At 36.1% G+C, this 20,370-nt stretch carries 26 protein-coding genes and 2 pseudogenes; 8 read left to right on the top strand and 20 right to left on the bottom strand.

The window, feature by feature from the left end; translation table 11 throughout:
- Positions 1-97: 97 nt before the first annotated feature.
- The 3 genes from ABH968_RS05640 to xseA are packed head-to-tail and all read right to left on the bottom strand — an operon-like array spanning position 98 to position 2,572.
- Positions 98-979 (bottom strand): polyprenyl synthetase family protein, encoded by an 882-nt coding sequence (locus ABH968_RS05640; protein WP_370043043.1) that lies wholly within the window; start codon positions 977-979, stop codon positions 98-100.
- A 4-nt stretch (positions 980-983) separates the two neighbouring features.
- Positions 984-1,217 (bottom strand): exodeoxyribonuclease VII small subunit, encoded by a 234-nt coding sequence (xseB, locus tag ABH968_RS05635; RefSeq protein ID WP_053597070.1) that lies wholly within the window; start codon positions 1,215-1,217, stop codon positions 984-986.
- 2 nt (positions 1,218-1,219) lie between these two features.
- Complete coding sequence (gene xseA / locus ABH968_RS05630) at positions 1,220-2,572, bottom strand: exodeoxyribonuclease VII large subunit (protein ID WP_370043042.1); 1,353 nt, start codon at positions 2,570-2,572, stop codon at positions 1,220-1,222.
- A 567-nt stretch (positions 2,573-3,139) separates the two neighbouring features.
- Here xseA and ABH968_RS05625 point away from each other — a divergent pair.
- Positions 3,140-3,334 (top strand): annotated as a pseudogene (locus ABH968_RS05625) (hypothetical protein); the annotation flags it as partial.
- Between the two features lie 5 nt (positions 3,335-3,339).
- Positions 3,340-3,870: a GNAT family N-acetyltransferase gene (locus ABH968_RS05620; RefSeq protein WP_370043148.1), complete on the top strand. Its 531-nt coding sequence runs from the start codon at positions 3,340-3,342 to the stop codon at positions 3,868-3,870.
- 72 nt (positions 3,871-3,942) lie between these two features.
- Here ABH968_RS05620 and ABH968_RS05615 read toward each other — a convergent pair whose 3' ends face one another.
- From ABH968_RS05615 to nusB, 3 genes are all read right to left on the bottom strand, one after another.
- The gene (locus tag ABH968_RS05615; protein WP_370043041.1) at positions 3,943-4,758 is read right to left on the bottom strand and encodes an undecaprenyl-diphosphate phosphatase; all 816 of its coding nucleotides are present in this window, start codon (positions 4,756-4,758) and stop codon (positions 3,943-3,945) included.
- 149 nt (positions 4,759-4,907) lie between these two features.
- A complete protein-coding gene (gene folD / locus ABH968_RS05610; protein WP_370043040.1) occupies positions 4,908-5,774 on the bottom strand; it encodes a bifunctional methylenetetrahydrofolate dehydrogenase/methenyltetrahydrofolate cyclohydrolase FolD in 867 nt (288 codons plus the stop codon).
- Positions 5,775-5,807: 33 nt separating this feature from the next.
- Positions 5,808-6,188, bottom strand: coding sequence for a transcription antitermination factor NusB (gene nusB, locus ABH968_RS05605; RefSeq protein WP_370043039.1), 381 nt, complete (start codon positions 6,186-6,188; stop codon positions 5,808-5,810).
- Positions 6,189-6,832: 644 nt separating this feature from the next.
- On the opposite strand from nusB, the gene ABH968_RS05600 reads away from it, so the two are divergent.
- Positions 6,833-8,002 (top strand): MFS transporter, encoded by a 1,170-nt coding sequence (locus ABH968_RS05600; RefSeq protein WP_370043038.1) that lies wholly within the window; start codon positions 6,833-6,835, stop codon positions 8,000-8,002.
- A gap of 84 nt (positions 8,003-8,086) precedes the next feature.
- On the opposite strand, the gene ABH968_RS05595 is transcribed toward ABH968_RS05600, so the two are convergent.
- Complete coding sequence (locus tag ABH968_RS05595; RefSeq protein WP_370043037.1) at positions 8,087-8,497, bottom strand: Asp23/Gls24 family envelope stress response protein; 411 nt, start codon at positions 8,495-8,497, stop codon at positions 8,087-8,089.
- A 357-nt stretch (positions 8,498-8,854) separates the two neighbouring features.
- On the opposite strand from ABH968_RS05595, the gene ABH968_RS05590 reads away from it, so the two are divergent.
- The 3 genes and pseudogenes from ABH968_RS05590 to ABH968_RS05580 all read left to right on the top strand — a co-directional run bounded on the left by ABH968_RS05590 (position 8,855) and on the right by ABH968_RS05580 (position 9,917).
- Entirely contained in the window at positions 8,855-9,007 is a 153-nt protein-coding gene (locus ABH968_RS05590; RefSeq protein WP_370043036.1) for a hypothetical protein, read from the top strand.
- 276 nt (positions 9,008-9,283) lie between these two features.
- Positions 9,284-9,670 (top strand): annotated as a pseudogene (locus tag ABH968_RS05585) (NUDIX hydrolase).
- Between the two features lie 13 nt (positions 9,671-9,683).
- A complete protein-coding gene (locus ABH968_RS05580) occupies positions 9,684-9,917 on the top strand; it encodes an NUDIX domain-containing protein (protein ID WP_370043035.1) in 234 nt (77 codons plus the stop codon).
- Between the two features lie 226 nt (positions 9,918-10,143).
- Here ABH968_RS05580 and ABH968_RS05575 read toward each other — a convergent pair whose 3' ends face one another.
- The 3 genes from ABH968_RS05575 to ABH968_RS05565 form a co-directional block, all read right to left on the bottom strand.
- The gene (locus tag ABH968_RS05575; protein WP_370043034.1) at positions 10,144-10,602 is read right to left on the bottom strand and encodes a hypothetical protein; all 459 of its coding nucleotides are present in this window, start codon (positions 10,600-10,602) and stop codon (positions 10,144-10,146) included.
- Positions 10,603-10,785: 183 nt separating this feature from the next.
- A complete protein-coding gene (locus ABH968_RS05570; RefSeq protein WP_370043033.1) occupies positions 10,786-11,007 on the bottom strand; it encodes a hypothetical protein in 222 nt (73 codons plus the stop codon).
- 16 nt (positions 11,008-11,023) lie between these two features.
- Positions 11,024-11,215, bottom strand: coding sequence for a hypothetical protein (locus ABH968_RS05565; protein WP_370043032.1), 192 nt, complete (start codon positions 11,213-11,215; stop codon positions 11,024-11,026).
- Positions 11,216-11,662: 447 nt separating this feature from the next.
- Between ABH968_RS05565 and ABH968_RS05560 the strand changes: the two genes are divergently transcribed.
- Both ABH968_RS05560 and ABH968_RS05555 read left to right on the top strand, forming a co-directional pair.
- Entirely contained in the window at positions 11,663-11,986 is a 324-nt protein-coding gene (locus ABH968_RS05560; RefSeq protein WP_370043031.1) for a hypothetical protein, read from the top strand.
- A gap of 660 nt (positions 11,987-12,646) precedes the next feature.
- Entirely contained in the window at positions 12,647-12,841 is a 195-nt protein-coding gene (locus tag ABH968_RS05555; protein WP_370043030.1) for a hypothetical protein, read from the top strand.
- 803 nt (positions 12,842-13,644) lie between these two features.
- Here ABH968_RS05555 and accC read toward each other — a convergent pair.
- From accC to efp, 10 genes are all read right to left on the bottom strand, one after another.
- A complete protein-coding gene (gene accC / locus ABH968_RS05550) occupies positions 13,645-15,003 on the bottom strand; it encodes an acetyl-CoA carboxylase biotin carboxylase subunit (RefSeq protein WP_370043029.1) in 1,359 nt (452 codons plus the stop codon).
- A gap of 13 nt (positions 15,004-15,016) precedes the next feature.
- Positions 15,017-15,511 (bottom strand): acetyl-CoA carboxylase biotin carboxyl carrier protein, encoded by a 495-nt coding sequence (gene accB, locus ABH968_RS05545; protein WP_370043028.1) that lies wholly within the window; start codon positions 15,509-15,511, stop codon positions 15,017-15,019.
- A 201-nt stretch (positions 15,512-15,712) separates the two neighbouring features.
- A complete protein-coding gene (locus tag ABH968_RS05540) occupies positions 15,713-16,270 on the bottom strand; it encodes a SpoIIIAH-like family protein (protein ID WP_370043027.1) in 558 nt (185 codons plus the stop codon).
- Positions 16,271-16,690 carry a hypothetical protein gene (locus ABH968_RS05535; protein WP_370043026.1) on the bottom strand — a complete coding sequence of 140 codons (420 nt, stop codon included), beginning with the start codon at positions 16,688-16,690 and terminating at the stop codon, positions 16,271-16,273. It lies immediately after the preceding gene.
- 62 nt (positions 16,691-16,752) lie between these two features.
- Positions 16,753-16,896, bottom strand: coding sequence for a hypothetical protein (locus ABH968_RS05530; protein ID WP_199777723.1), 144 nt, complete (start codon positions 16,894-16,896; stop codon positions 16,753-16,755).
- 1 nt (position 16,897) lies between these two features.
- Entirely contained in the window at positions 16,898-17,809 is a 912-nt protein-coding gene (locus ABH968_RS05525) for a stage III sporulation protein AE (RefSeq protein ID WP_370043025.1), read from the bottom strand.
- A gap of 12 nt (positions 17,810-17,821) precedes the next feature.
- Positions 17,822-18,199, bottom strand: coding sequence for a hypothetical protein (locus tag ABH968_RS05520; RefSeq protein WP_370043024.1), 378 nt, complete (start codon positions 18,197-18,199; stop codon positions 17,822-17,824).
- 5 nt (positions 18,200-18,204) lie between these two features.
- The gene (locus ABH968_RS05515; RefSeq protein WP_012295089.1) at positions 18,205-18,414 is read right to left on the bottom strand and encodes a hypothetical protein; all 210 of its coding nucleotides are present in this window, start codon (positions 18,412-18,414) and stop codon (positions 18,205-18,207) included.
- Between the two features lie 181 nt (positions 18,415-18,595).
- Positions 18,596-19,603: an NAD(P)H-dependent flavin oxidoreductase gene (locus ABH968_RS05510; protein ID WP_370043023.1), complete on the bottom strand. Its 1,008-nt coding sequence runs from the start codon at positions 19,601-19,603 to the stop codon at positions 18,596-18,598.
- Between the two features lie 199 nt (positions 19,604-19,802).
- Entirely contained in the window at positions 19,803-20,360 is a 558-nt protein-coding gene (gene efp, locus ABH968_RS05505) for an elongation factor P (protein WP_370043022.1), read from the bottom strand.
- Between the last annotated feature and the right edge of the window lie 10 nt (positions 20,361-20,370).

The following is a 20,370-nucleotide window of genomic DNA, read 5'->3' as shown; positions in this document are numbered from 1 at the left end:
TAATATGCTAAAAGTACGAACACTTTATTGTTTGCACATCTGCAAACGCCCTCACCTATTCTAGCATATTATGTGCCGTTAACGCCTCGTTTTTCCCCTAGTTTTTACGATGTACAATATAGGCTGCAAACTCACGTAATAAGCTGGCATCTACTTCCAATTTATCTAGTGCGTTAATGGCATGCTGATAATGCTCAGCAAGCTTTTCTTTTGCCCCATCTAAAGATAACAGAGCTGGGTATGTGCTTTTATCACTTGCTACATCTTTACCAGCAGTTTTACCTAGTTCTTCTGTAGTACCCTCAATATCTAAAATATCATCTTGAATTTGGAAAGCAAGACCGATATGATGCGCATATTCCTTTAAAGTTTCCCGATTTTCTTGCGTTACATCAGCTAACACTGCTCCCGCTTCAATACTAAATCGTAAAAGAGCGCCCGTTTTATTGATATGGACATGCTCAAGCTCAGCTAAGTTTAGCTGACGTTTTTCACCTTCCATATCGAGTACTTGACCACCAACCATACCTTCTGCACCAGCTGCTTCACTTAGCAGATTGACAAGCTCAATACGTTTTTCAGCTGATACATCCATGCGTGCTAAAATGCCAAACGCAAGTGTATTCAATGCATCACCTGCAAGTGTCGCTAATGCCTCGCCATAAACTTTATGATTTGTGGGCTTACCTCTACGGAAATCATCATTATCCATACTTGGTAAATCATCATGGATTAATGAATACGTATGAATGATTTCAACAACTGATCCTACAGTTAAACCATCCTTCAAATTCTTATTGTATAGTTCAAGAACAGCCAATACGAAAAGAGGGCGAATACGTTTACCTCCAGCTTTTAATGAATAAAGCATTGATTCTTTTAAATTGGCTGGTGCATCAATTTTCTCAACTAGTGCAAACATTTCAGCTTCAACTTGTGGTATGTTGCTTTCAATAAAAGGTTTTAATTGCTCGTTCATTTTCTTAGTTCTCTCCCTTTAGTGGATCAAATGCCGTAGTCTCACCTGTCTCTTGGACAATAGAAATTAACTGCTCCTCAGCATGTTGCAGCTTGCTATGGCAAAATTGTGATAGCTCCATTCCTTGTTTATATAAATCAATCGCGTTTTCTAGCGGCACATCACCTTGCTCTAGCTGACGAACAATTTCTTCAAGTGCCGTCATTGCTTCTGCGAAAGTTTGTTGTTTCTCTGCCACAATTATTCCTCCTCATTTTTCGGCAAAATCTTAACCACATCAGCAATAACCTTTCCATCATGGAAGGAAAGTGTTAATTGATCCTGTGGCTTTACATCAGCTGATGATTTTAACATTTGATTATCTTTATAAGCTACTGTGAAGCCCCTTGTTAAAATGGCAAGTGGATTCAATGCTTCTAAAGTTCTGACAGTTGCCTCAAATTGTTGTTTTTGCTTCGATACATAATGCGTTGCAGCACGAGTTAATTGTTGGACGTGAGTTTCTAGCTCTCGTTGATGGAAAGCTAATGCCTTTTTCGGCGAGTGCTGTTCTACCGCACTATGTAATTGTTGAAACTGCGCTGTTTTCTTCATCAAATCGACCTGCATTGCTTTTTGTAATCCCGATTCAAGTTGTGCTAGCCTTTCCGTAAATGGTCGATATAGGCGTTCTGGCATTGACAACGGATAAGATTGTTGGAGCTTATTTAGACGTTGACGTTCTGCCATTAGTTGCGCTCTTACAATTTGATGCAGTTGTGATTTTTGTGTAAGCACCCGTTGAAATAAATCTTGTTGATCCGGTACAGCCATTTCAGCCGCTGCCGTTGGTGTCGGTGCGCGCAAATCAGCTACATAATCCGCGATAGTTGTATCGGTTTCATGACCTACTGCACTAATAATAGGGATATGGCTTCCAAAAATCGCTCGTGCAACAGCTTCCTCATTAAATGCCCATAAATCCTCAATCGATCCACCGCCACGCCCAACAATCAGTACATCGCAACTCGCATCGATATTTGCTCGCTCAATATTGTGAACAATATTTGGCGCTGCTTGTGCTCCCTGTACAAGGGTTGGATAAATAAAAACTTCAGCAAGTGGATAGCGTCTCTTTAATGTTGTACAGATATCTCGAATGGCGGCACCTGTTGTCGACGTTAAAACACCGATTTTTTCTGGAAACCTCGGAATTGGTTGTTTCCACTCAGGTTTAAAAAGCCCTTCTTGTTGTAACTGCTCTTTTAGCTGGTTAAAGGCCACAAACAAGCTACCAATTCCATCTGGTTGCATTTCCTGTACATATAATTGATATGTACCGTAGCCTTCATAAACGTTTACATCTCCACGGATAAATACTTGCATACCTTCCTTTGGTTCAAACGCTAATTTTGTGGCTGCTGTTTTAAACATAGTAGCCGCAATTCGTGCTCCATCATCCTTTAATGTAAAGTAAATATGCCCTGATTGATGAATCTTGACATTAGATAGCTCACCCTTTACATAGACTTCACGTAAATGCGGATCAGCATCAAATTTCCGTTTAATATATTTTGTTAATGCTTTTACAGTTAAATAAGAAGCAGATGACATTTTTTCGGCTCCTTTACTAAAATCAAGTTTTTCACAAAACTACACCTATCATAACATTTTTTATTGCTCCTGACGTGCCAAAATGCAGTTTCGTTAGAAAAAACGACTGTCTTTCATGCCATTGAAAAACTTACTATAACATTTCTATTGAATAGTTACCTCAATAAAGCTTTCTTAAAAAGATATGACTGCTTATGCAAAATGTATCAGATTTACAAATTCTGAAATTTCACTATAACTTTCCTGCAAAGCGAGGGGTTGATTTCCGTTCCGGCTTGGCGCTTTCCTGGGGGCGTCCGATGAGCCGCTTCACTCGCGATGCTCGCTCCAGGGTCTCATCTGTGACGCTAATCCCCAAGGAGTCGCCCAGCCTCCACTCCAATCAACCATTTCTCTTAATATGTATCTTTAGGTCGTCACTCTAATTTAGAACTCCTACCATTTCATTTTTCAACAACAAGAAAACCTCACAACTAATTATAGTTATGAGGCTTTTTAAATTAATAGCAATGTTTAGAACTCTGTTGATATTTGATTGGAACGAACTCAGATGGTAAGAAATGAGTTCAAGGGGTTTATCATATTCAGAATGTAAAAAGTTTTCATAGTCGTTTGAAAGGCTGGATAAGTCGATTTAATGGTGTGACAACGAAATACCTTGTCCATTATTTAAGTTGCTTGTTCTCAACGATTGTTACCTATGATAAACTCAGTTTATCAAAATTTTCCATTTATAAAAATAATCAGGGGGAAAGAGGATGAATACAATCGAACTACCAAAAGTTAATTTAAGAGAATTAACTCTTAATGATGTTGAAGACCGTTATCAATGGTGTCTTGATAAAGAAGTGATAAAGCATTTAAATATGCCAGAGAAATATCCACCTTTTAGTAGAGAAGAAACTGAAAGGTGGATTACAATGTGCATTACCAAAACAAATGGATATGAACAAAAAGCTATCGTTACAGAAGAAGGAAAGCATATAGGTTGGATAGATTTGAAGAACATCGACAAACTCAACAAACATGCAGAACTAGGGGTGGCAATAGGAGATAAATCCTATTGGGGTAAAGGCTATGGATTATCTGCAATGAAAGAAATGCTTTTGTGGGGCTTTAATGAATTAGACCTTAACAAGATTTGGCTTAGAGTAGAAGTTGACAATGCAAAGGCAATTAAGTCTTATAAGAGAATTGGGTATGTTGAAGAAGGTATACTAAGACAGGACCGACTAAGAAATGGTGAATTTATTGATCGTTTAAGAATGAGTATTCTTAAACACGAGTTCGTAAGTTAACAAGAGCATAAATAGATTAAGGGAACTCCAAAGATGTAGTTCCTTCTAACAATATTCTTTAACATAGCTAAATTAATAAAATATTAATAAGAGAGTACCTACAAGAAAGCAATAATATGTAAAGTAGCTAAGCTTGCCACTTTTCATGATTCCCATAAACCAACGCATTGCAAAATAAGTCATAAATAATGTCGCAATAAATGTCGCAGCATAAGGAATTGCTAATGCACCTTTATTTGGCTCATCTAAAAAATCAGAAATCCCAAGGACAACCCCACCAAGACTTACAGGAATATAGAGCATGAAGGAAAATCGCAAAGCGGTTTCCCGTTTCATACCAACTGCAATGGCTGAAATAATCGTTGCTCCTGAACGACTAATACCAGGTGTTAATGCTACAGCTTGACCAAGACCTACGATGATGGCGTCTTTCGCAGTCAAATCCGCATCCCTTTTCGTACCACGCATATTACGGATTAGCCATAGGGCAATACCTGTCACAAATAGCATAAGTGCAATCGTCGTCATACTAACATTATCCGCAATAACATCGCTTAACAAAACACCTAAAACACCCGCTGGAATAGAACCAATTACTATGAATATGGCGAAACGAAAATCAGCTTTATAACGATTCTCTCCTGTTTTAAGATAAAGGAAAAAATTTGTGATGAGTCGGACAATATCCTCTCGATAAATATAGACAATAGCCAGTAAAGAAGCTGTGTTCGTTAAAATAGCAAAAGTAAAACCTTGCTCACCAAGACCAAGAATTTCACTTACAATCATAACATGTCCGCTAGATGATACAGGAATTGGCTCTGTAAATCCTTGTACAAGACCGATAATAATATGTTTGATGATCAGTATTAAATCTATGTTTTCCATAAAAACCTCCCTATTATTATGTATGACCCAAACATTATATTAGACGTTAACAACGAAGAGAAAGTTCTCGAAATACTTAGAAAGTAAATTATACAAAAAAGCTACCTCAATAAAAATTGAGATAGCTTTTTATAAAGAGTAATTCAAAATTATAACTTAACTATATGTGCAAGCTTATTTTCTGCTGCTTGAACTGTGTTGAATAGTAGCATAGTAATTGTCATTGGTCCTACACCGCCTGGTACAGGTGTAATGTGAGAAGCAATACCATCGACTTCACTGAAGTTAACATCACCGCAAAGCTTGTTGTTTTCATTACGATTAATTCCAACATCTATAACAACTGCGCCTTCTTTAACATGTTCCTTCGTAATAAAGTTTGCACGTCCAACTGCCGCAATTAATATATCTGCTTGTTTAGTGAATGAAGGTAAATTTGGTGTTTTGGAATGCGTGTATGTAACGGTTGCATCTTTTTGTAGAAGAAGTTGTCCCATTGGTTTCCCAACGATATGACTACGACCCACAATGACCGCATGCTTTCCTGCTATTTCAATTCCTGAATATTCAAGAAGCTTCATTACGCCAAACGGTGTACAAGGCAAAAATGTTTCTTGGCCAAGCATCATTTTCCCAACACTTACTGGTGAGAAGCCATCAACGTCTTTTTCAACAGCAATTGTGGCAATAACAGTATCCTCATCAATATGTTTTGGGAGTGGTAATTGTACTAAAATACCATGAATATCTTCACGATTATTTAATAATTCAATTTGTGCTAATAATGCATCCTGCGTAGTTTCTTCTGGTAGTTTAATTAGCTCTGAAAACATACCAATGGCTTCACAAGATTTTTGCTTATTTCTCACATATGTAGCCGAGGCTTGGTTGTCTCCTACTAAAACAACCGCTAAGCCTGGTGTTAATCCTTGCTCTTTTAAACGCGTTACTCGCTCTGCTACTGAATTACGAATTTCTTGACCAATTTCTTTACCATTAATAATTGCACTTGACATAGACCTTAGTTACTCCTTCCAATTCAACACATTTTATTGTTCTGTAAATTTAGAAAGTACGCCATTAACAAATTTCGACGAGCCATCGTCGCCAAATGTTTTGCATAACTCGATTGCTTCATTAAGTACTACTCTTTTTGGTGTTTCTGGCATGTATAAAATCTCGTATAAAGCTAGACGTAAAACCGTTCTTTCAATCTTGGGTAAACGGGCAAGTGACCACTTTTCAAGATGCTGCTCTAAAGTAGCATCGATTTCCTCTAAATGTTCAACTGTTCCAGTAACAATCTTTTCGTAGAAGGCATTTGTTGGTTGGCCTTTAATATGGCCCATTGCTTCTTCTACTGTTAGATCAGTATTGTCTAGCTGAAACAAAACTTGCAACGCTTTTTCGCGTGCCTCATGTCGTTTCATGTAAAGCTCTCCTTCTTAAGTGGCATTAAGTTTTATAATAGCATAAATTCGTACGAGAAACACGAATTCAAGCAAGTTTTCAATAATCTGATACCTTTTTCAAGCAACTTTTTGCTTATTTTTAACACCCTGCAATTAACTTCACTAAGTAATAAAAATCCACCATTATTGTTTATATAACAAGAATGTTATAATTAAGGAAATTAAATTTCATTTTTTGAGGTGTTCATTATGCATTATGAAGTTACATGTACAAGCTGCAAAAGAACATTCAAGTTATATGAAAGCGAGGAACAATATAAGCAATACAAAGAACGTAAATCCCGTTTATTTTACTGCGAGGATTGTAAACATAAAATTCGTTTTGACGCGATAAGAAACTTCTTTAGTTATTACTAGTGGAAGCAATTTATGAATGAACACGATTGTAAAGAAACAACAAGAAACCTGAAAAGAAATTTATGATTCAAAAATTATTGCGCCACTTTGTATAACTGCGAACTAATACTTCCACACTGATAAAAAACTAAAAAAAATCAAAACAAATCTTTTGACCCTATAGTTACTATAGGGTTTATTGTATTACGTGGAAAGATTCTAGTAGATTTAGATACATGTATCGTGAAAGATTGAAGGAGAACAATATGAATAAGAAACAAATTTTAACCTTAAGTATTTTATTATCGAATTTATTCATTGCCTTTTTAGGTATTGGTTTAGTTATACCCGTGCTACCTACAATCATGAATGAGCTAAAAATTTCAGGCTCAGTCGTTGGTTATATGGTGGCGGCATTTGCTATTACTCAACTTATAGTGTCACCGATTTCAGGTAAAATGGTGGATAATGTTGGCCGGAAAATTATGATCGTTGCGGGTCTTTTTATATTCGGTTTTTCAGAGCTATTATTCGGGCTCGGACGCACAGTTGAAATACTCTTTATCTCACGTATGCTTGGTGGTGTAAGTGCTGCCTTCATTATGCCGGCAGTGACTGCTTATATCGCTGATATTACAACATTGTCACAACGTCCAAAGGCACTGGGTTATATGAGTGCAGCGATTAGTACTGGCTTTATTATCGGACCTGGTATCGGTGGATTTTTGGCAGAATTCGGAACACGCATACCATTTTTCGCTGCTGGCATACTTGGAATTTTAGCAGGTATCTTGTCATTTATTTTGTTAAAAGAACCGACACGTGCTTCAGATGATGCAGAATCTGCACCATCAATTTTAGGCAGTGTGAAGCGTATTTTTAGCCCGCTATACCTTATTCCATTCGTACTTATTTTCGTACTATCATTTGGTTTAGCTGCATTTGAATCGTTATTTAGCCTATTTGTGGATCATAAATTCGCATTTACACCTTCGGATATAGCGATTATTATTACAGGAAGTGGGGTAGTCGGGGCACTTGCTCAGTTAGTGCTATTCGATGGGCTGACAAAGAAAATGGGCGAAATCAATCTTATTCGTTATTCGCTCGTCCTATCTGCTGTTTTAACCTTTGCTATGACCATTGTTAGCCACTATTTCGCAATATTATTTGTCACATTCTTTATTTTCGTCGGCTTCGATTTAATACGTCCTGCCGTTACCTCTTATTTATCGAAAATTGCTGGTAATGAACAAGGGTTCGTCGGTGGCATGAACTCCATGTTTACAAGTCTCGGTAATATCTTTGGTCCTATTTTAGGCGGGGTATTATTCGATATTAATTTAAACTATCCATATTACTTTGCGACAATTGTTTTAACAATCGGCGTTATACTTGCTTTTTTCTGGAGAAAGCCAAAGCATATTGAAATATAATAAAGTAGCGATATTAATCATTGCTGATCAATTTCCGTTAACAATGTTAAAAAGAAGGATTGCCCTATAGGCAACCCTTCTTTTTTAGTCTTGTACAGCTACTTCTTCTTTTTCAAAGTGAATACTTGTAATGTGAACATTCACTTCAGCTGTTTCAAGTGCTGTCATATTATAAATCGCTTGGCGAATTTGAGTTTGTACTTCCTTCGCCACTTTTGGGATTGTATAGCCGTATTTTACAGAGCAAAATACATCAATGGCAATCTCACCAGTTTCAGTAACACCCGATTTAATGCCCTTATTGTGAACTTTTTTACCGAAGCGTTCTACTACACCTGTAGCAATATTACCACGAGTTGCAGCGACCCCTTCTACCTCGTTCACTGCGATTCCAGCAACAACCTCGATTACTTCCGCTGCTACTTCAATTTTCCCAAGTTCTTCTTTTCCAGAAGGTGTTGGTTGTACGAAAGATTGTCCTACTTTCTCTGCCATACAAATATCATCCTTTCCCTTACACATCACAAACAAATGCTGTACTTACGCTTATTATACTATAAAAAGGAAGGTTTGGCTTCGTAAAGCCGCTTTAATTTATTTGGGACAGGTTTAGGTCGATAAATTCAAAAAGATAGACGATAAAAATAAAAAGCAAAAACAGCCGCTACCTCACAAATGAATTTTTCACATCGAAACCAGACGTTGCTTCTATCACCTATGACTTTCGATAACGCACCAAAATATTTCATTTTTTCCATTTAAGTTTCAACAAACAATCATAATACGCTATAATTCCCTTATATATGGAATTTCTGAATAATTAAGAATATGTAAGAGAAGGAATTGAATAAGATGGGCATTTTTACGTTTATATTAGTGTTACTTTTAGTTTTTACAGGTTTAGCAATAGAAAGAATTTTGAAAGATATACGTGAACAAAATAAAGAAATTATTGAAATATTGAAGAAGAACAACAGAGATAAAGAAGAAAATACAAACTATTAAGTTGAACATTTATTCTAGGTTTATGCGTATGATCTTAACGCTATCAAATTTAAATAAATAGCAGATTTAATACATTTTCGCAAACGAAACCGCTCTTAAAGGCGTGATGTCGATAAATTTAAAAAATTGGGTAATAAATATAAAAAGTTAGGCGATAAATTAACAAGTTTATCGATAAATTCAAATAATCTCTCGATAAAAAATGAAAAGCGAAGAAGTCTTCATAGTTTTCTTCGTTTATGTAAGAAAAAGACAGATTATATGGGGGAAATAAATTTGTTTATTGTCAATGCTGAAGGAGCAATAAGAAAAGATGACAAGTGGATAATTGTTGAAAGAAGTAAAAAAGAAGAACATGCAGGTGGATTACTTTCACTTATTGGAGGAAAAGTAGATATTGGAGGAAATTCACCAAATATATTAGAAAAAACTTTGAAAAGAGAATTTGAAATATATACATAGCACTTCGTTTGTAACAGATAAAGGTGAAAACGTTGTTGATATTATTTTCCTCTGTGAATATGAATCAGGTGATTTTTTTGTAAAACAACCTGAAGAAGTAGAAAACGTATTTTTATTAGCAACGAAAGAAATACTTAACAACCTCAAGCATCGTTATTTTTAAAAGAATCTATAAAATGGGCGGAAATAGCACTGTTCTAAAGTAGGTGAACTAATGGGAGAAATAAAAGTAGCAGTCAAAGGTGTTTTGATAAAAAATAATAAAATGTTAATTGTGAAGCGCTCTGCTTTTGATGAAACAGGAGCAGGCACATGGGAAAGCGTTGGTGGTGTTTTAGAATTTGGTGAATCATTTGAGGTTGCTTTGAAACGAGAATTCCTTGAAGAGGTTGGTCTAAATATTAACGTAAGTACACATCTTTTTTTCAACGACCTTTTTAACTCATAACTTACGACAAATTGTACTTCTTACATTTCTTTGTGAATGTCAGAATGATGAAGTATTTCTTTCGGATGAACATAATCAATTTATATGGGCTACTAAAGATGATTTGATGGAATTATTACCTGAAGTAATAATTAATGATTATAAAAAACATAATGTTTTCGAATTACTCTAAAGGGAGCCATTTTTTCCTTATGTTATGCAATAACAGCTCCCTTTAATGGACTAACTAATCTACTTCTAAAATGAATGCATAGAAAGCGTCGCCACGAGATAAATTCGCTTCCTTTTCATCCTTCCACCATACGTCATAAGAATAATAATAAACTCCACGCTGTGTAGGTGCGGTAAAATGATTGTCTTTGACCATGACTTCAATTTCTTTGTTATCACTCATTTGTACAACATGAAATTCATTTGGTTTTGGTTCGTAATCCATCACAAGAGTTATATTTTCACCAGATTTAACTTTTAAAGGCTTTTTACCTTCTAAAAGTTCAACTGGTCCAGCAGTATCAACGCATTTACTTGGCCAACAATAAGTTCCAAGTGTAGTTTCAAATTTTTTATTATCAATCTCTATGTAGGCTTTAGGAGGCTTTCCTCCCGACAATCCATTAGTATTTGAACACCCCATTATGATAAGTACAAAAAGAGCTACTAAATATAAAAAATACTTCTTCTTCATACATATCTCCCCTTTATATTTGCGCACTCGTTTATACAACGTTACAAAACAGTTTATATTTGAAGAGCCTATTTTTATATAGTTTGACACTTGAACTTTCCCTTCTCCTTTATTACTATCGTTTAATAATACGTAATTTACAAGTATATGAAATACATGAATTGGAGTTAAGCACTTTTATAACTAGTTGCGTTCAGATTCAAACACGTTCTGCCTTGCGATTAATTCATTAGCTTGCGTTACCTTCCGCAATACTTCCAGTGCGCCATTCTTCGCGTGTTTCTGACGAGCGTTTATCATATGCTGGCGAAAGCGTTGGATCAACGAGGTGCCTTCGTTATACGATGTTTGTATGCTATCGGATGTGATTCGGTATTCATCAGATATTTCGATGTTTAGTGGCATTCCGATTCCCCCTTCGTTAAATAACGTTCATCATTAGTTCCATTTCGGACGCTGCGTAAATTACGTTGCTGACCGTTAAAGGTTCGCCCATGTATACATATAAGGCGCCTTGACCTTCGCTGTAATATACGTCTGTTTTACGCCCAGTCCGTTCGAGTAGTTTGCGTTGGATATTAATAATACTTACTGTAATATTCATTCCGTTCAATCCCCCTTATAATTCCGTTTGATTTAGCTTCGAAACGCTTAAGATGATAAATACGTCGACTGGCGATTTAAAACCGGTTTTAACCACGTTTATAAAGGCGAAATAAAGGCGCTATGCTTCCTCATTACTAATACCCGAGCATAATCCCGTTTTCGGACAAGATATCCGCAAAAACATATAAATATTTTCCTCGATGGATCCACGCTGTCTTACCATTGATTTAACCGTTTTAAGCCGTTTAGGATAAATACTATTACTTGCGTACTTTGGCGCAAATTAGGCAGTCATTTAAAGGCAAATCGATGTGTTGTTAGTTTGTTCGTCAAGGCTCACTTCTGAAAAATCTTCCTCATTCAACTATTTAGCCAGGTTAGTGCAAGAAGGAATATTAGAATATAACGTTGAATTAAGCTTATAAAATCAAATAATTGGAAGTGTTCATCTGAAATGCAAGAAATATTAAAAAGTTTTATGAACGATCCCTGGTGGCTGATTTCAACAAGTATGTCAGAATCCTTAACTAAAGAGTTAGAGAAAGAACTTTCAATAAAACACATTCTCTACGGAAAAGAAGCTGTAGCAGTGGCTAGAAGAGAAGATAATGATGATATTATTTTTTGGATTAAAAAGCTAAATAAATATGCTGTAGTTCATTTAACATATTCAAAAGAAACTTCAAGTGATTTCCCTATTACACTACTATTTACATTGAGTGAGTTAGAAGAATACTGTAAGACTGTTTCAAAATTTCATTCAAACGGGGGATATTAGTTAAAACTAATAAAAGCTAGGTGTTGGCGCAACTAACTTTCAACGGCCATTGTTAGCGCAACGATTAGTCGTATTCTTTAATGGTTTGTTTGCGTATGCCCGATAAGCGCATTTGTTCTTTAACGATGATTAGCGCAGAATATGCACTAATACGATTACCTTTTAAACGAACTGAATTAACGTCAATCATAATTGTTGGCGCTGTTATTAGCGCTTTTTTTCGTTTTTAGGATTAATCGTTTTTAGTTCGATCGAATTCATATTTTCTAAATCGAAAATGCCGGTACGCTGATCATTTTTATGCATAAAAAAGACCCCTAACGAATCAGTTTCGTTAAAGGGTCTAAAAATCGGATATTCCATTTTGTTATATTCCTAATTCTATTCCGCCAACTATTCCGCTGACAAATTTCGCACAACTAGCGTTGCGTCTGACTTCTTTCAAATTCGGGTATTGTATAGGAATTTTTCTGCATTGAGTTGCGCTTTATTACTGAATAGATTTCTAAGCTACTAAGCCCTTATCGACTCGGTAGATTATAACAGTCAATCTCATTTGTTACACTTTTACCATTCCTCTACCAACTCAAACTTTGCTATGTTACAATCTCGATATAGAGAAAATTTCCATTTAGTAAAAAAAGCAGGAGAATTTGAGTTGTGAATAGTTTATATACAGAAGATATGAATCATTTTAATTCAGGAGATATTTTATTTAGTGCTTTCTCGATTTTCGGGTTATTACTTTCTCTTGTCCCATTTATTTTTTTCGTTTGGTTTACTATCAGTACAACTAAGCAATTAAAAAGGCAATCAATACTACTGGAAGAAATCAATGAAAAACTAAAACGTTAACAAGGACTATTATCACCTTTTTAACAAACCAAACAATAGCCATCATACATAAATCTAAGGGCTTGTGTTAGCGTAACACCCGATGCACACAAGTCCAATTCCTCGGAATCCCCATCTTTATATGCTTCTGACTCTAACAACTAAATTTACGACTCTAAACCTTATGCTACCGTTGACACTTGTGCATATCCGTATTTAGCCATTATATCGCTCCTAAGTTTTGATAACATTTATAAGGCTATACTATCGCATCAGTAAAACGTTCCAATACTAGTAAGTTGTGACATTATTGAAGTAAAAAAATAAGCCGACCTATAATCGACTTTCGTTTATTAAACACCCCAATTGTTGAATAAGCGAGCGTCTACATTACCACGCTTCTCACTTTATTAACTTATATCAATAATTGTGAATATATAGTGTTACTGTCTCTTTTCAACGAATAGCAAAATTAGTGTTGCAAATGGACCTAACACAAGAGAAAGTAAAAACCAGTTTAACCCCGTTCTATTCTTCCCTTGTGCAAGTGCAGCATTGATCAACGCCAATGCCTACGACATATTGGTTATCCATCATCTGCCCCCCATCTCATTTAACCGTACTGCACCGTTAGTGTACATTTCTTCTCAAATTTGATTATAACACATCCAAATAACATGCTTCATAAAAGGCGCCAATACTGTAAAATCAAATAAGCCTGAACGCTGATTAATTTTATACAAATAAAAAACCTCCTGACTAGTAAAGTCAGAAGGTATAAGAAATAAACGTTAGCGTTCTATTCCGTTGTTAAAGAATTTCAATTACTTGCTTGTCCCCAAAACATCATTCTCTTCAAGGAACTTCGTATTGAATTGCGCTGATTTGAAAACGTCATTGTTCATTAATGCTTGGTGGAATGGAATTGTTGTATTGATCCCAGGACCAGATACTTCAAATTCGCTAAGCGCACGATTCATTTTCGCAATCGCTTCTTCACGTGTATTGGCATGAACAATTAGTTTTGCAACCATTGAATCATAGTATGGCGGGATTGTATAGCCAGCATATACAGCAGAGTCAATACGTATACCATAGCCACCTGGAGTTACATAAGTATCTACAGTACCAGCTGATGGCATGAAGTTTTTATAAGCATTTTCTGCATTAATACGGCATTCGATTGCCCAACCATTTATTTTAATATCATCTTGAGTGAAAGGAAGTTTTTCACCAGATGCAATTTTTAATTGTTGTTGTACAAGATCTACACCAGAAATCATTTCAGTTACTGGGTGTTCTACTTGGATACGAGTATTCATTTCCATGAAGTAGAATTTATCTTCTTGATAGTCATAAATAAACTCGATTGTTCCAGCACCTTCATAGTTACAAGCTTCTGCAGCTTTTACTGCAGCTGCACCCATTTCAGCACGACGCTCAGAAGATAGAGCTGGAGATGGAGCTTCCTCTACTAATTTCTGCATACGGCGTTGAACGGTACAGTCACGTTCACCTAAATGTACAACATTACCATAGCCATCCGCTAATACTTGGATTTCACAGTGACGGAAGTACTCGATGAATTTTTCTAAATATACGCCAGGGTTACCAAATGCTGCAGCAGCCTCTTTTTGCGTAATTTCAATGCCTTTTACAAGGTCTTCTTCTGTACGAGCTACACGGATACCTTTACCGCCACCACCAGCAGTTGCTTTGATGATAACTGGGTAACCAATTTTAGCAGCCCATTCTTTACCTGTTTCGATATCTGGAACGATACCAGTACCCGGAACAAGTGGAACACCTGCTGCTTCCATTGTTGTACGTGCAACGTCTTTAATACCCATAATTTTAATAGAATCTGATGAAGGGCCAATGAACTTAATGCCTGCGTTTTCACAAGCCTCAGCGAAGTCAGCGTTTTCAGATACAAAACCGTAACCTGGGTGGATACCGTCTGCACCAGTTTTTTCTGCTACGCTAAGTAAAGCCGGGAAGCTAAGATATGAATCTTTTGATAGCTTTGGCCCGATACAATATGCTTCGTCTGCTAATTTCACATGTAATGCGTCTGCGTCTGCTTCTGAGTACACGGCAACAGATTGAATGCCTAACTCTTTACAAGCACGAATGATGCGCACAGCGATTTCGCCGCGGTTTGCAATTAAAACTTTTTTCATAGTTGTGCACTCCTTACTCAGCTTTTACAAGGAATAATGGTTGACCGTATTCTACTAATTCACCGTCTTTAACAAGTACTTCAACGATTTCCCCTTGAACTTCTGCTTCAATTTCGTTGAATAGTTTCATAGCTTCTACGATACATACAATTGTTTCATTACCAACTTTGTCCCCCACTTTAACGTAAGCTGGTGAATCTGGGTTTGAAGATTGATAAAAAGTCCCAACCATCGGCGATACAATTTTATGTAACGATGGGTCGTTATTTGTTGCTGATGCAGCTGGTGCTTCTTCAGCTTTTGCTGGTGCTGGAGTAGCTGGTGCTACAGGCGCAGACTGTTGTACAACAGGTGCAGCTACTTCTTTTTTAGGTGCTACAGTTTCAGTAACAACTACACCATTCTTTTTTAATTTAACTTTTGCGCCATCTACTTCGTAAACGAACTCGTCAATTGAAGAAGAATCTACTAATTTGATAATTTCGCGAATTTCTTGAATTTTGAACATTTCTAACTCTCCTTATGAAATAAAATCTACTACAAACACTATTTTATATTTTTTTCGAACAATTTGAAATACTTTAATGCAAATTAAGTAAATATGAACAAAATAAAAGGCTTTCCTTTACTAAACGAAAGCCTTTTCATTATACTGATATATAACAATAGTTATTTAATAAACAGAAAATTCATCTTTTTCTTTCTATTTTTAATAGTTATTTGCGCTGAATTTTACTTGGACGTCATTTGCGCCTTCCATCTCTGTTTTTACCAAATAAATAATTTCATTTGCTTGAGCTTTTGATAGCTCCTCCGCCATAACAGTTACCGATACTTTATCACCATCTGCTTTTACAAACGCATCGGAGTAACCTGAAGATTTAATAAGCATTTCTAACATCGCTTCAGAGGATTCTTGTTTTATAAGGTTATCCATATCATTATAAGCCTTACTTTTTTCTTCTGCTGTGTAATCTTTTGAACCGATCTTCTGCTCTAATTGCAAACGAAGCTGGCTTCTTTCATCACTAACTTGCATGCGCATTTCTTCAAATAAATGACTTGGAGAAGATACTTCCTTCGTCTCTCCCTCTTTCGCTGCTTCTTGATCAGTCACACCTGTTACTGCAGTTTGCTGTAATGAGTCATCTGTGAAAATAGTTAGTCCATTAAATTGTTTTGCTGGATCAACCAAATAATACACTGAGATAACCGCTACTAGACTTAATAATGTCATAAACCAAACTGTTCTTCTACGTACGCGCATTTACTTTTCCTCCTTATTCTCCATTGGAACGATAATAATTCGATGAATCGGCAATTGCATTACTTGACTAACAACAGCACGAATTTCATTTTTCACAAAGATATCTGATGCTCCTTCTGAAACAATTAGCATCCCTGTTACTTCTTTCGTGCCTTGTTCAGTTCCTCGAAAATATTGACTGAATAGTTTATTGTCATCCTTCGCATCTGTCATATCTCCATAATAAAAATAGACTTTAACCTCCCCAACACCTTTCATAGCCTTCAGTGTCTGCTCAAGTTTTTCTTCATTGGTCATCGATGTTACTTGCCCATTCGTTGTATTCGTTTGATACATTGGTAAAATGATGAAAATCCCCACGGAGGCAGCGATAAGCATTAAGACTATAAATGACGTTGTTTTTTTTCGTTTCTTTTCCACATCACTTGTACATTGCCTCCTTTCATCTTCTCTTTTTCAAGTGTATGTACGCTTGTTTCCTCCTATGAATTGATAAATGGAATCTTTAATAGCAATTGCAAAAATACTAACGTAATAACAAGCTTTGTAAGTGAAATTATTTCTTTATCTTCTGTTAGAAACACAAATATCTGACAGATAAAGAGCATTGCCAATAAAAGAATCAATCTATCTCCCCCCAGCCATAACTTGCACAAAAACGATGAGGAATAAACAAGAAAACATAAATGAAAAAGCAATTAGAAATGATACAGCACACAATGTAAATAGAGATTTACTAACATGATCAAGTAGTTTACAAATATCATCAAAAGCAATTGGTTCTAAAATAGCAGCTAACATTTTCAATGAATAGGCACTGACAACAAGCTGAACTGTTGGAATGAACGACACGGTAATAACTGCTATAAATGCAGAAATACTAGTAATAGAAGAGGAAAATTGTGTCATATGTTGGAACATCGAAAAACTATCTACTATAAAGGAACCAACAACCGGAATATTTTCCTCTATTAATTTCTTCACAGGCTCTGCAACAGCTGCGTTGACACTAAATGCGGCAACACCACTCGCCGACATTAAAATAATGTAACAAATAACAGATGCTGAGACGATGCTCATAATGGTAAAACGAATCAATTCAGCAATTCTCGTAAACGAAATTTCTTTAACAATGACACTGCAGACATCAAATACTATGGCAAAAAGCACTCCCGGAATAAGCCATTTACTACTAATAATCGTTAAGACTTGTACAAAAAAAAGTAAAAAAGGCTGCCAAGAAGCAATCGCTGTAATACTGCTTGATAAAAGAAAGCTTGAAGTAAGAATGGGATAAAATGCAGTAAATATATGAGCAAGTCCCTGTGCTATTTCGTCTATTAATTTAAAGGAATTCACAACGACAGGTCCTATTGTTGCAAGTACAATAAGAAAAAAAAGTATCCTTGTCCCTTTTTCAAATTCTGGTAAAATCATATTGACAATCAAAATAATAATGACGTAGCTACACAAAATAAGCGTCATCTTCAGCAATAGAAAGAATGGATCAGTTAAAAACGAAAATATTTGCTCCAGCAATGTCTTCGCCCCTTAGTTTAGCCGTTGTAAAATGGCCGACACCTCCTGTAAAACAGCCAAAAATTCCTTAAACCAGTACAACAAAATAACAATCTTGACCCCATCATAGACAATATGACCGAGTACTTTATAGCTTTGTTCTACAAGTAAAAAAGACACCCATTGCCCTATATAAAAAAGGCTCGCACTTACTACAATTGCTTTCGCATAAGGCAAAAAAGCTAATGTCTCAAGCAATTGCTTGATGAATGGCAATAGGAGTGTCGAAAACAACATACTGAACAACAAAAACGAAAACATTACACTAATTAGCGCATGGAGTGGCTTTATGACTTCTTTTATAAGCATTAATAAAAGCAACATGACAACAGCTATGATGACAATTTCCATTTACATTACCCAGAAGAGGTCAGCCATTGAAAGAATGTAAGGATTTCATTGAAAAATAGACGTAAAAATCGCAGTAATTCCGCTGTCATATATAAGTAGGCAATGAAAAATAGGAAAAATGAAAATTCTTTTTTTCCTGTTTGATCAAAGAAGACATGAAGAAGCGCAACTACTAGTCCCACTCCAGCGACTCTTAATACGTCTTGTAATTCCATTTCATACGCCCCCTCGTGTACAGCAATATATGTTGCTACACTAAAAAAAAGACCTCTATACATACGTATAGAGATCTTAGTATTTTTATGAATCTTTAACTTCTTTCAACGGATGTTTGGAAGCCGCTGAAAAGTAACTTAAGCTCACCACCTATAGAGGTGGGAAACTAGCTGAAAGAAGTTAAAGTAACTTTTCAACGATGTTTTTGACAGTACCTGGTTGTTTCACTAAATAGCTATTTTCGCCCATCCACATCGATAAATATTCGGCTTTGCCCTGTTTTGCACTTTCTTTACGAATAGTTGTAGTTAGATCATTTTGCAATGGATAAGGTGCTACAATAGCATCCTTCATACGTTCCGTAAAACCATTCACTAAACCTCTTGCTGGTTTACCAGAAAAAGCACGAGTAATTGTCGTCTGCTGTTCTTTTGATTGAAGCACGGCATTTTTATAGAGAGATGAAATTTCACACTCATCTGCTACTAATAAGGCTGTACCAATTTGAACTGCTTGTGCACCTATTGCTAGTGCTTTGTTTACATCTTCCTTCGTCACAATACCTCCAGCAGCAATAATCGGTATGGAAATTTGTCCTACAACTTGCTGCAGTAAATCATGCAAATCAATTAATTGCATAGGTTCAGTGAAAGAACCACGATGACCACCAGCTTCACCACCCTGAAGGACAACAGCTTGCATTCCTGCTTGTTCTACACGCTTTGCTTCCTCTAATGTAGTAGCTGTACCAATAACATAAACATTGTTGTCCTTTAAACGATGAATGACATCTGCTGAAGGAATGCCAAACGTAAAGGAACAAATGGCTACATCTTCATCAAGAACAGCTTGTACTTGTTCTTCAAATACTTCCTTGGACGTGACACTTTGTACAGGTGAAAGTCCAAGCTCATCATAAAACGGTTGTAAAGCCATTCGAGCTTTTTGAAGTACATCGATATCAATACGTGGCTCTTCCTGTACAAATAAATTAACTGCAAACGGCTTTTTCGTTAGCTTTTTAACGTCCTGAATAAAGCTTTTCGTTTGCTCCCCATCTAAATAGCCCGCACCAATCGAGCCTAAAATACCTTCCTCTGTACAGGCAGCAACAAATTTTGGCGTAGTTACACCAGCCATTGGTGCCTGTATTATTGGATATGTTGTCTCAAAAGTTGTTTGTAACATAGCATTCACTCCTTATTATTATTGTAAACAACTCTTCCAAATATGACCATATACCAAATGATAGAAACAATTTTTATACTAGTAAAAAGGACTGCTATTTCTCTATCTATTGTCACAAAGTTAGATTGCTTTAATTTCATATGTATAAATAAAAACCTACCCTTTTGTTAGAAAAGAGTAGGCTGTATATTTTTATTCATTACGCACGAGAAACGTAAGAAGCTTCTTCTGTATTGATGATTAACTTGTCACCTTGGTTTACGAAGAATGGCACTTGTACAATAAGACCTGTTTCAAGAGTTGCTGGTTTCGTACCACCAGAAGCTGTATCACCTTTAATACCAGGCTCTGTTTCTGCTACTTCTAGCTCAACAGTGTTTGGTAATTCAACACCTAGCATTTCACTTTGGTATGATTGGATATGAACTTCCATGTTTTCTTTTAGGAATTTTAATTCATATTCAATTGCATCTGAAGCAAGCTCAGTTTGCTCATATGATTCTAAGTCCATGAAAACATGCTCGTCACCTTGTGCATAAAGGTATTGCATTTTACGGTTATCAATTTGTGCTTTTTCAACTTTCTCACCAGCACGGAAAGTTTTTTCGTTTACTGAACCATTACGTAGGTTACGTAATTTAGAGCGTACGAACGCAGCACCTTTACCTGGTTTAACGTGTTGGAAATCTAACACGCGATATAATTGGCCATCTACAATAATAGTTAGACCTGTACGGAAATCGTTTACTGAAATCATTTGTGTTCCT

It is taken from the genome of Lysinibacillus sp. RC79 (genome assembly GCF_041262405.1).
In the GTDB taxonomy this organism is placed as follows: Bacteria; Bacillota; Bacilli; order Bacillales_A; family Planococcaceae; genus Lysinibacillus.
The sequence above is the reverse complement of the archived record's forward strand: the minus strand, read 5'-3'. Positions and strand labels throughout refer to the sequence as shown.

Bases quoted from the DNA above. Each gene is read 5' to 3' on its own strand.
- ABH968_RS05595 (WP_370043037.1), bottom strand. From the start codon at position 8,497: ATGGCAGAGAAAGTAGGACAATCTTTCGTACAACCAACACCTTCTGGA.
- ABH968_RS05540 (WP_370043027.1), bottom strand. From the start codon at position 16,270: ATGCGCGTACGTAGAAGAACAGTTTGGTTTATGACATTATTAAGTCTA.
- folD (WP_370043040.1), bottom strand. From the start codon at position 5,774: ATGTCAAGTGCAATTATTAATGGTAAAGAAATTGGTCAAGAAATTCGT.
- ABH968_RS05510 (WP_370043023.1), bottom strand. From the start codon at position 19,603: ATGTTACAAACAACTTTTGAGACAACATATCCAATAATACAGGCACCA.
- ABH968_RS05570 (WP_370043033.1), bottom strand. From the start codon at position 11,007: ATGCCACTAAACATCGAAATATCTGATGAATACCGAATCACATCCGAT.
- accB (WP_370043028.1), bottom strand. From the start codon at position 15,511: ATGTTCAAAATTCAAGAAATTCGCGAAATTATCAAATTAGTAGATTCT.
- ABH968_RS05520 (WP_370043024.1), bottom strand. From the start codon at position 18,199: ATGGAAATTGTCATCATAGCTGTTGTCATGTTGCTTTTATTAATGCTT.
- ABH968_RS05515 (WP_012295089.1), bottom strand. From the start codon at position 18,414: ATGGAATTACAAGACGTATTAAGAGTCGCTGGAGTGGGACTAGTAGTT.
- xseA (WP_370043042.1), bottom strand. From the start codon at position 2,572: ATGTCATCTGCTTCTTATTTAACTGTAAAAGCATTAACAAAATATATT.
- nusB (WP_370043039.1), bottom strand. From the start codon at position 6,188: ATGAAACGACATGAGGCACGCGAAAAAGCGTTGCAAGTTTTGTTTCAG.
- ABH968_RS05580 (WP_370043035.1), top strand. From the start codon at position 9,684: ATGGGAGAAATAAAAGTAGCAGTCAAAGGTGTTTTGATAAAAAATAAT.
- ABH968_RS05640 (WP_370043043.1), bottom strand. From the start codon at position 979: ATGAACGAGCAATTAAAACCTTTTATTGAAAGCAACATACCACAAGTT.
- accC (WP_370043029.1), bottom strand. From the start codon at position 15,003: ATGAAAAAAGTTTTAATTGCAAACCGCGGCGAAATCGCTGTGCGCATC.
- ABH968_RS05575 (WP_370043034.1), bottom strand. From the start codon at position 10,602: ATGAAGAAGAAGTATTTTTTATATTTAGTAGCTCTTTTTGTACTTATC.
- ABH968_RS05600 (WP_370043038.1), top strand. From the start codon at position 6,833: ATGAATAAGAAACAAATTTTAACCTTAAGTATTTTATTATCGAATTTA.
- ABH968_RS05615 (WP_370043041.1), bottom strand. From the start codon at position 4,758: ATGGAAAACATAGATTTAATACTGATCATCAAACATATTATTATCGGT.
- ABH968_RS05590 (WP_370043036.1), top strand. From the start codon at position 8,855: ATGGGCATTTTTACGTTTATATTAGTGTTACTTTTAGTTTTTACAGGT.
- efp (WP_370043022.1), bottom strand. From the start codon at position 20,360: ATGATTTCAGTAAACGATTTCCGTACAGGTCTAACTATTATTGTAGAT.
- ABH968_RS05560 (WP_370043031.1), top strand. From the start codon at position 11,663: ATGCAAGAAATATTAAAAAGTTTTATGAACGATCCCTGGTGGCTGATT.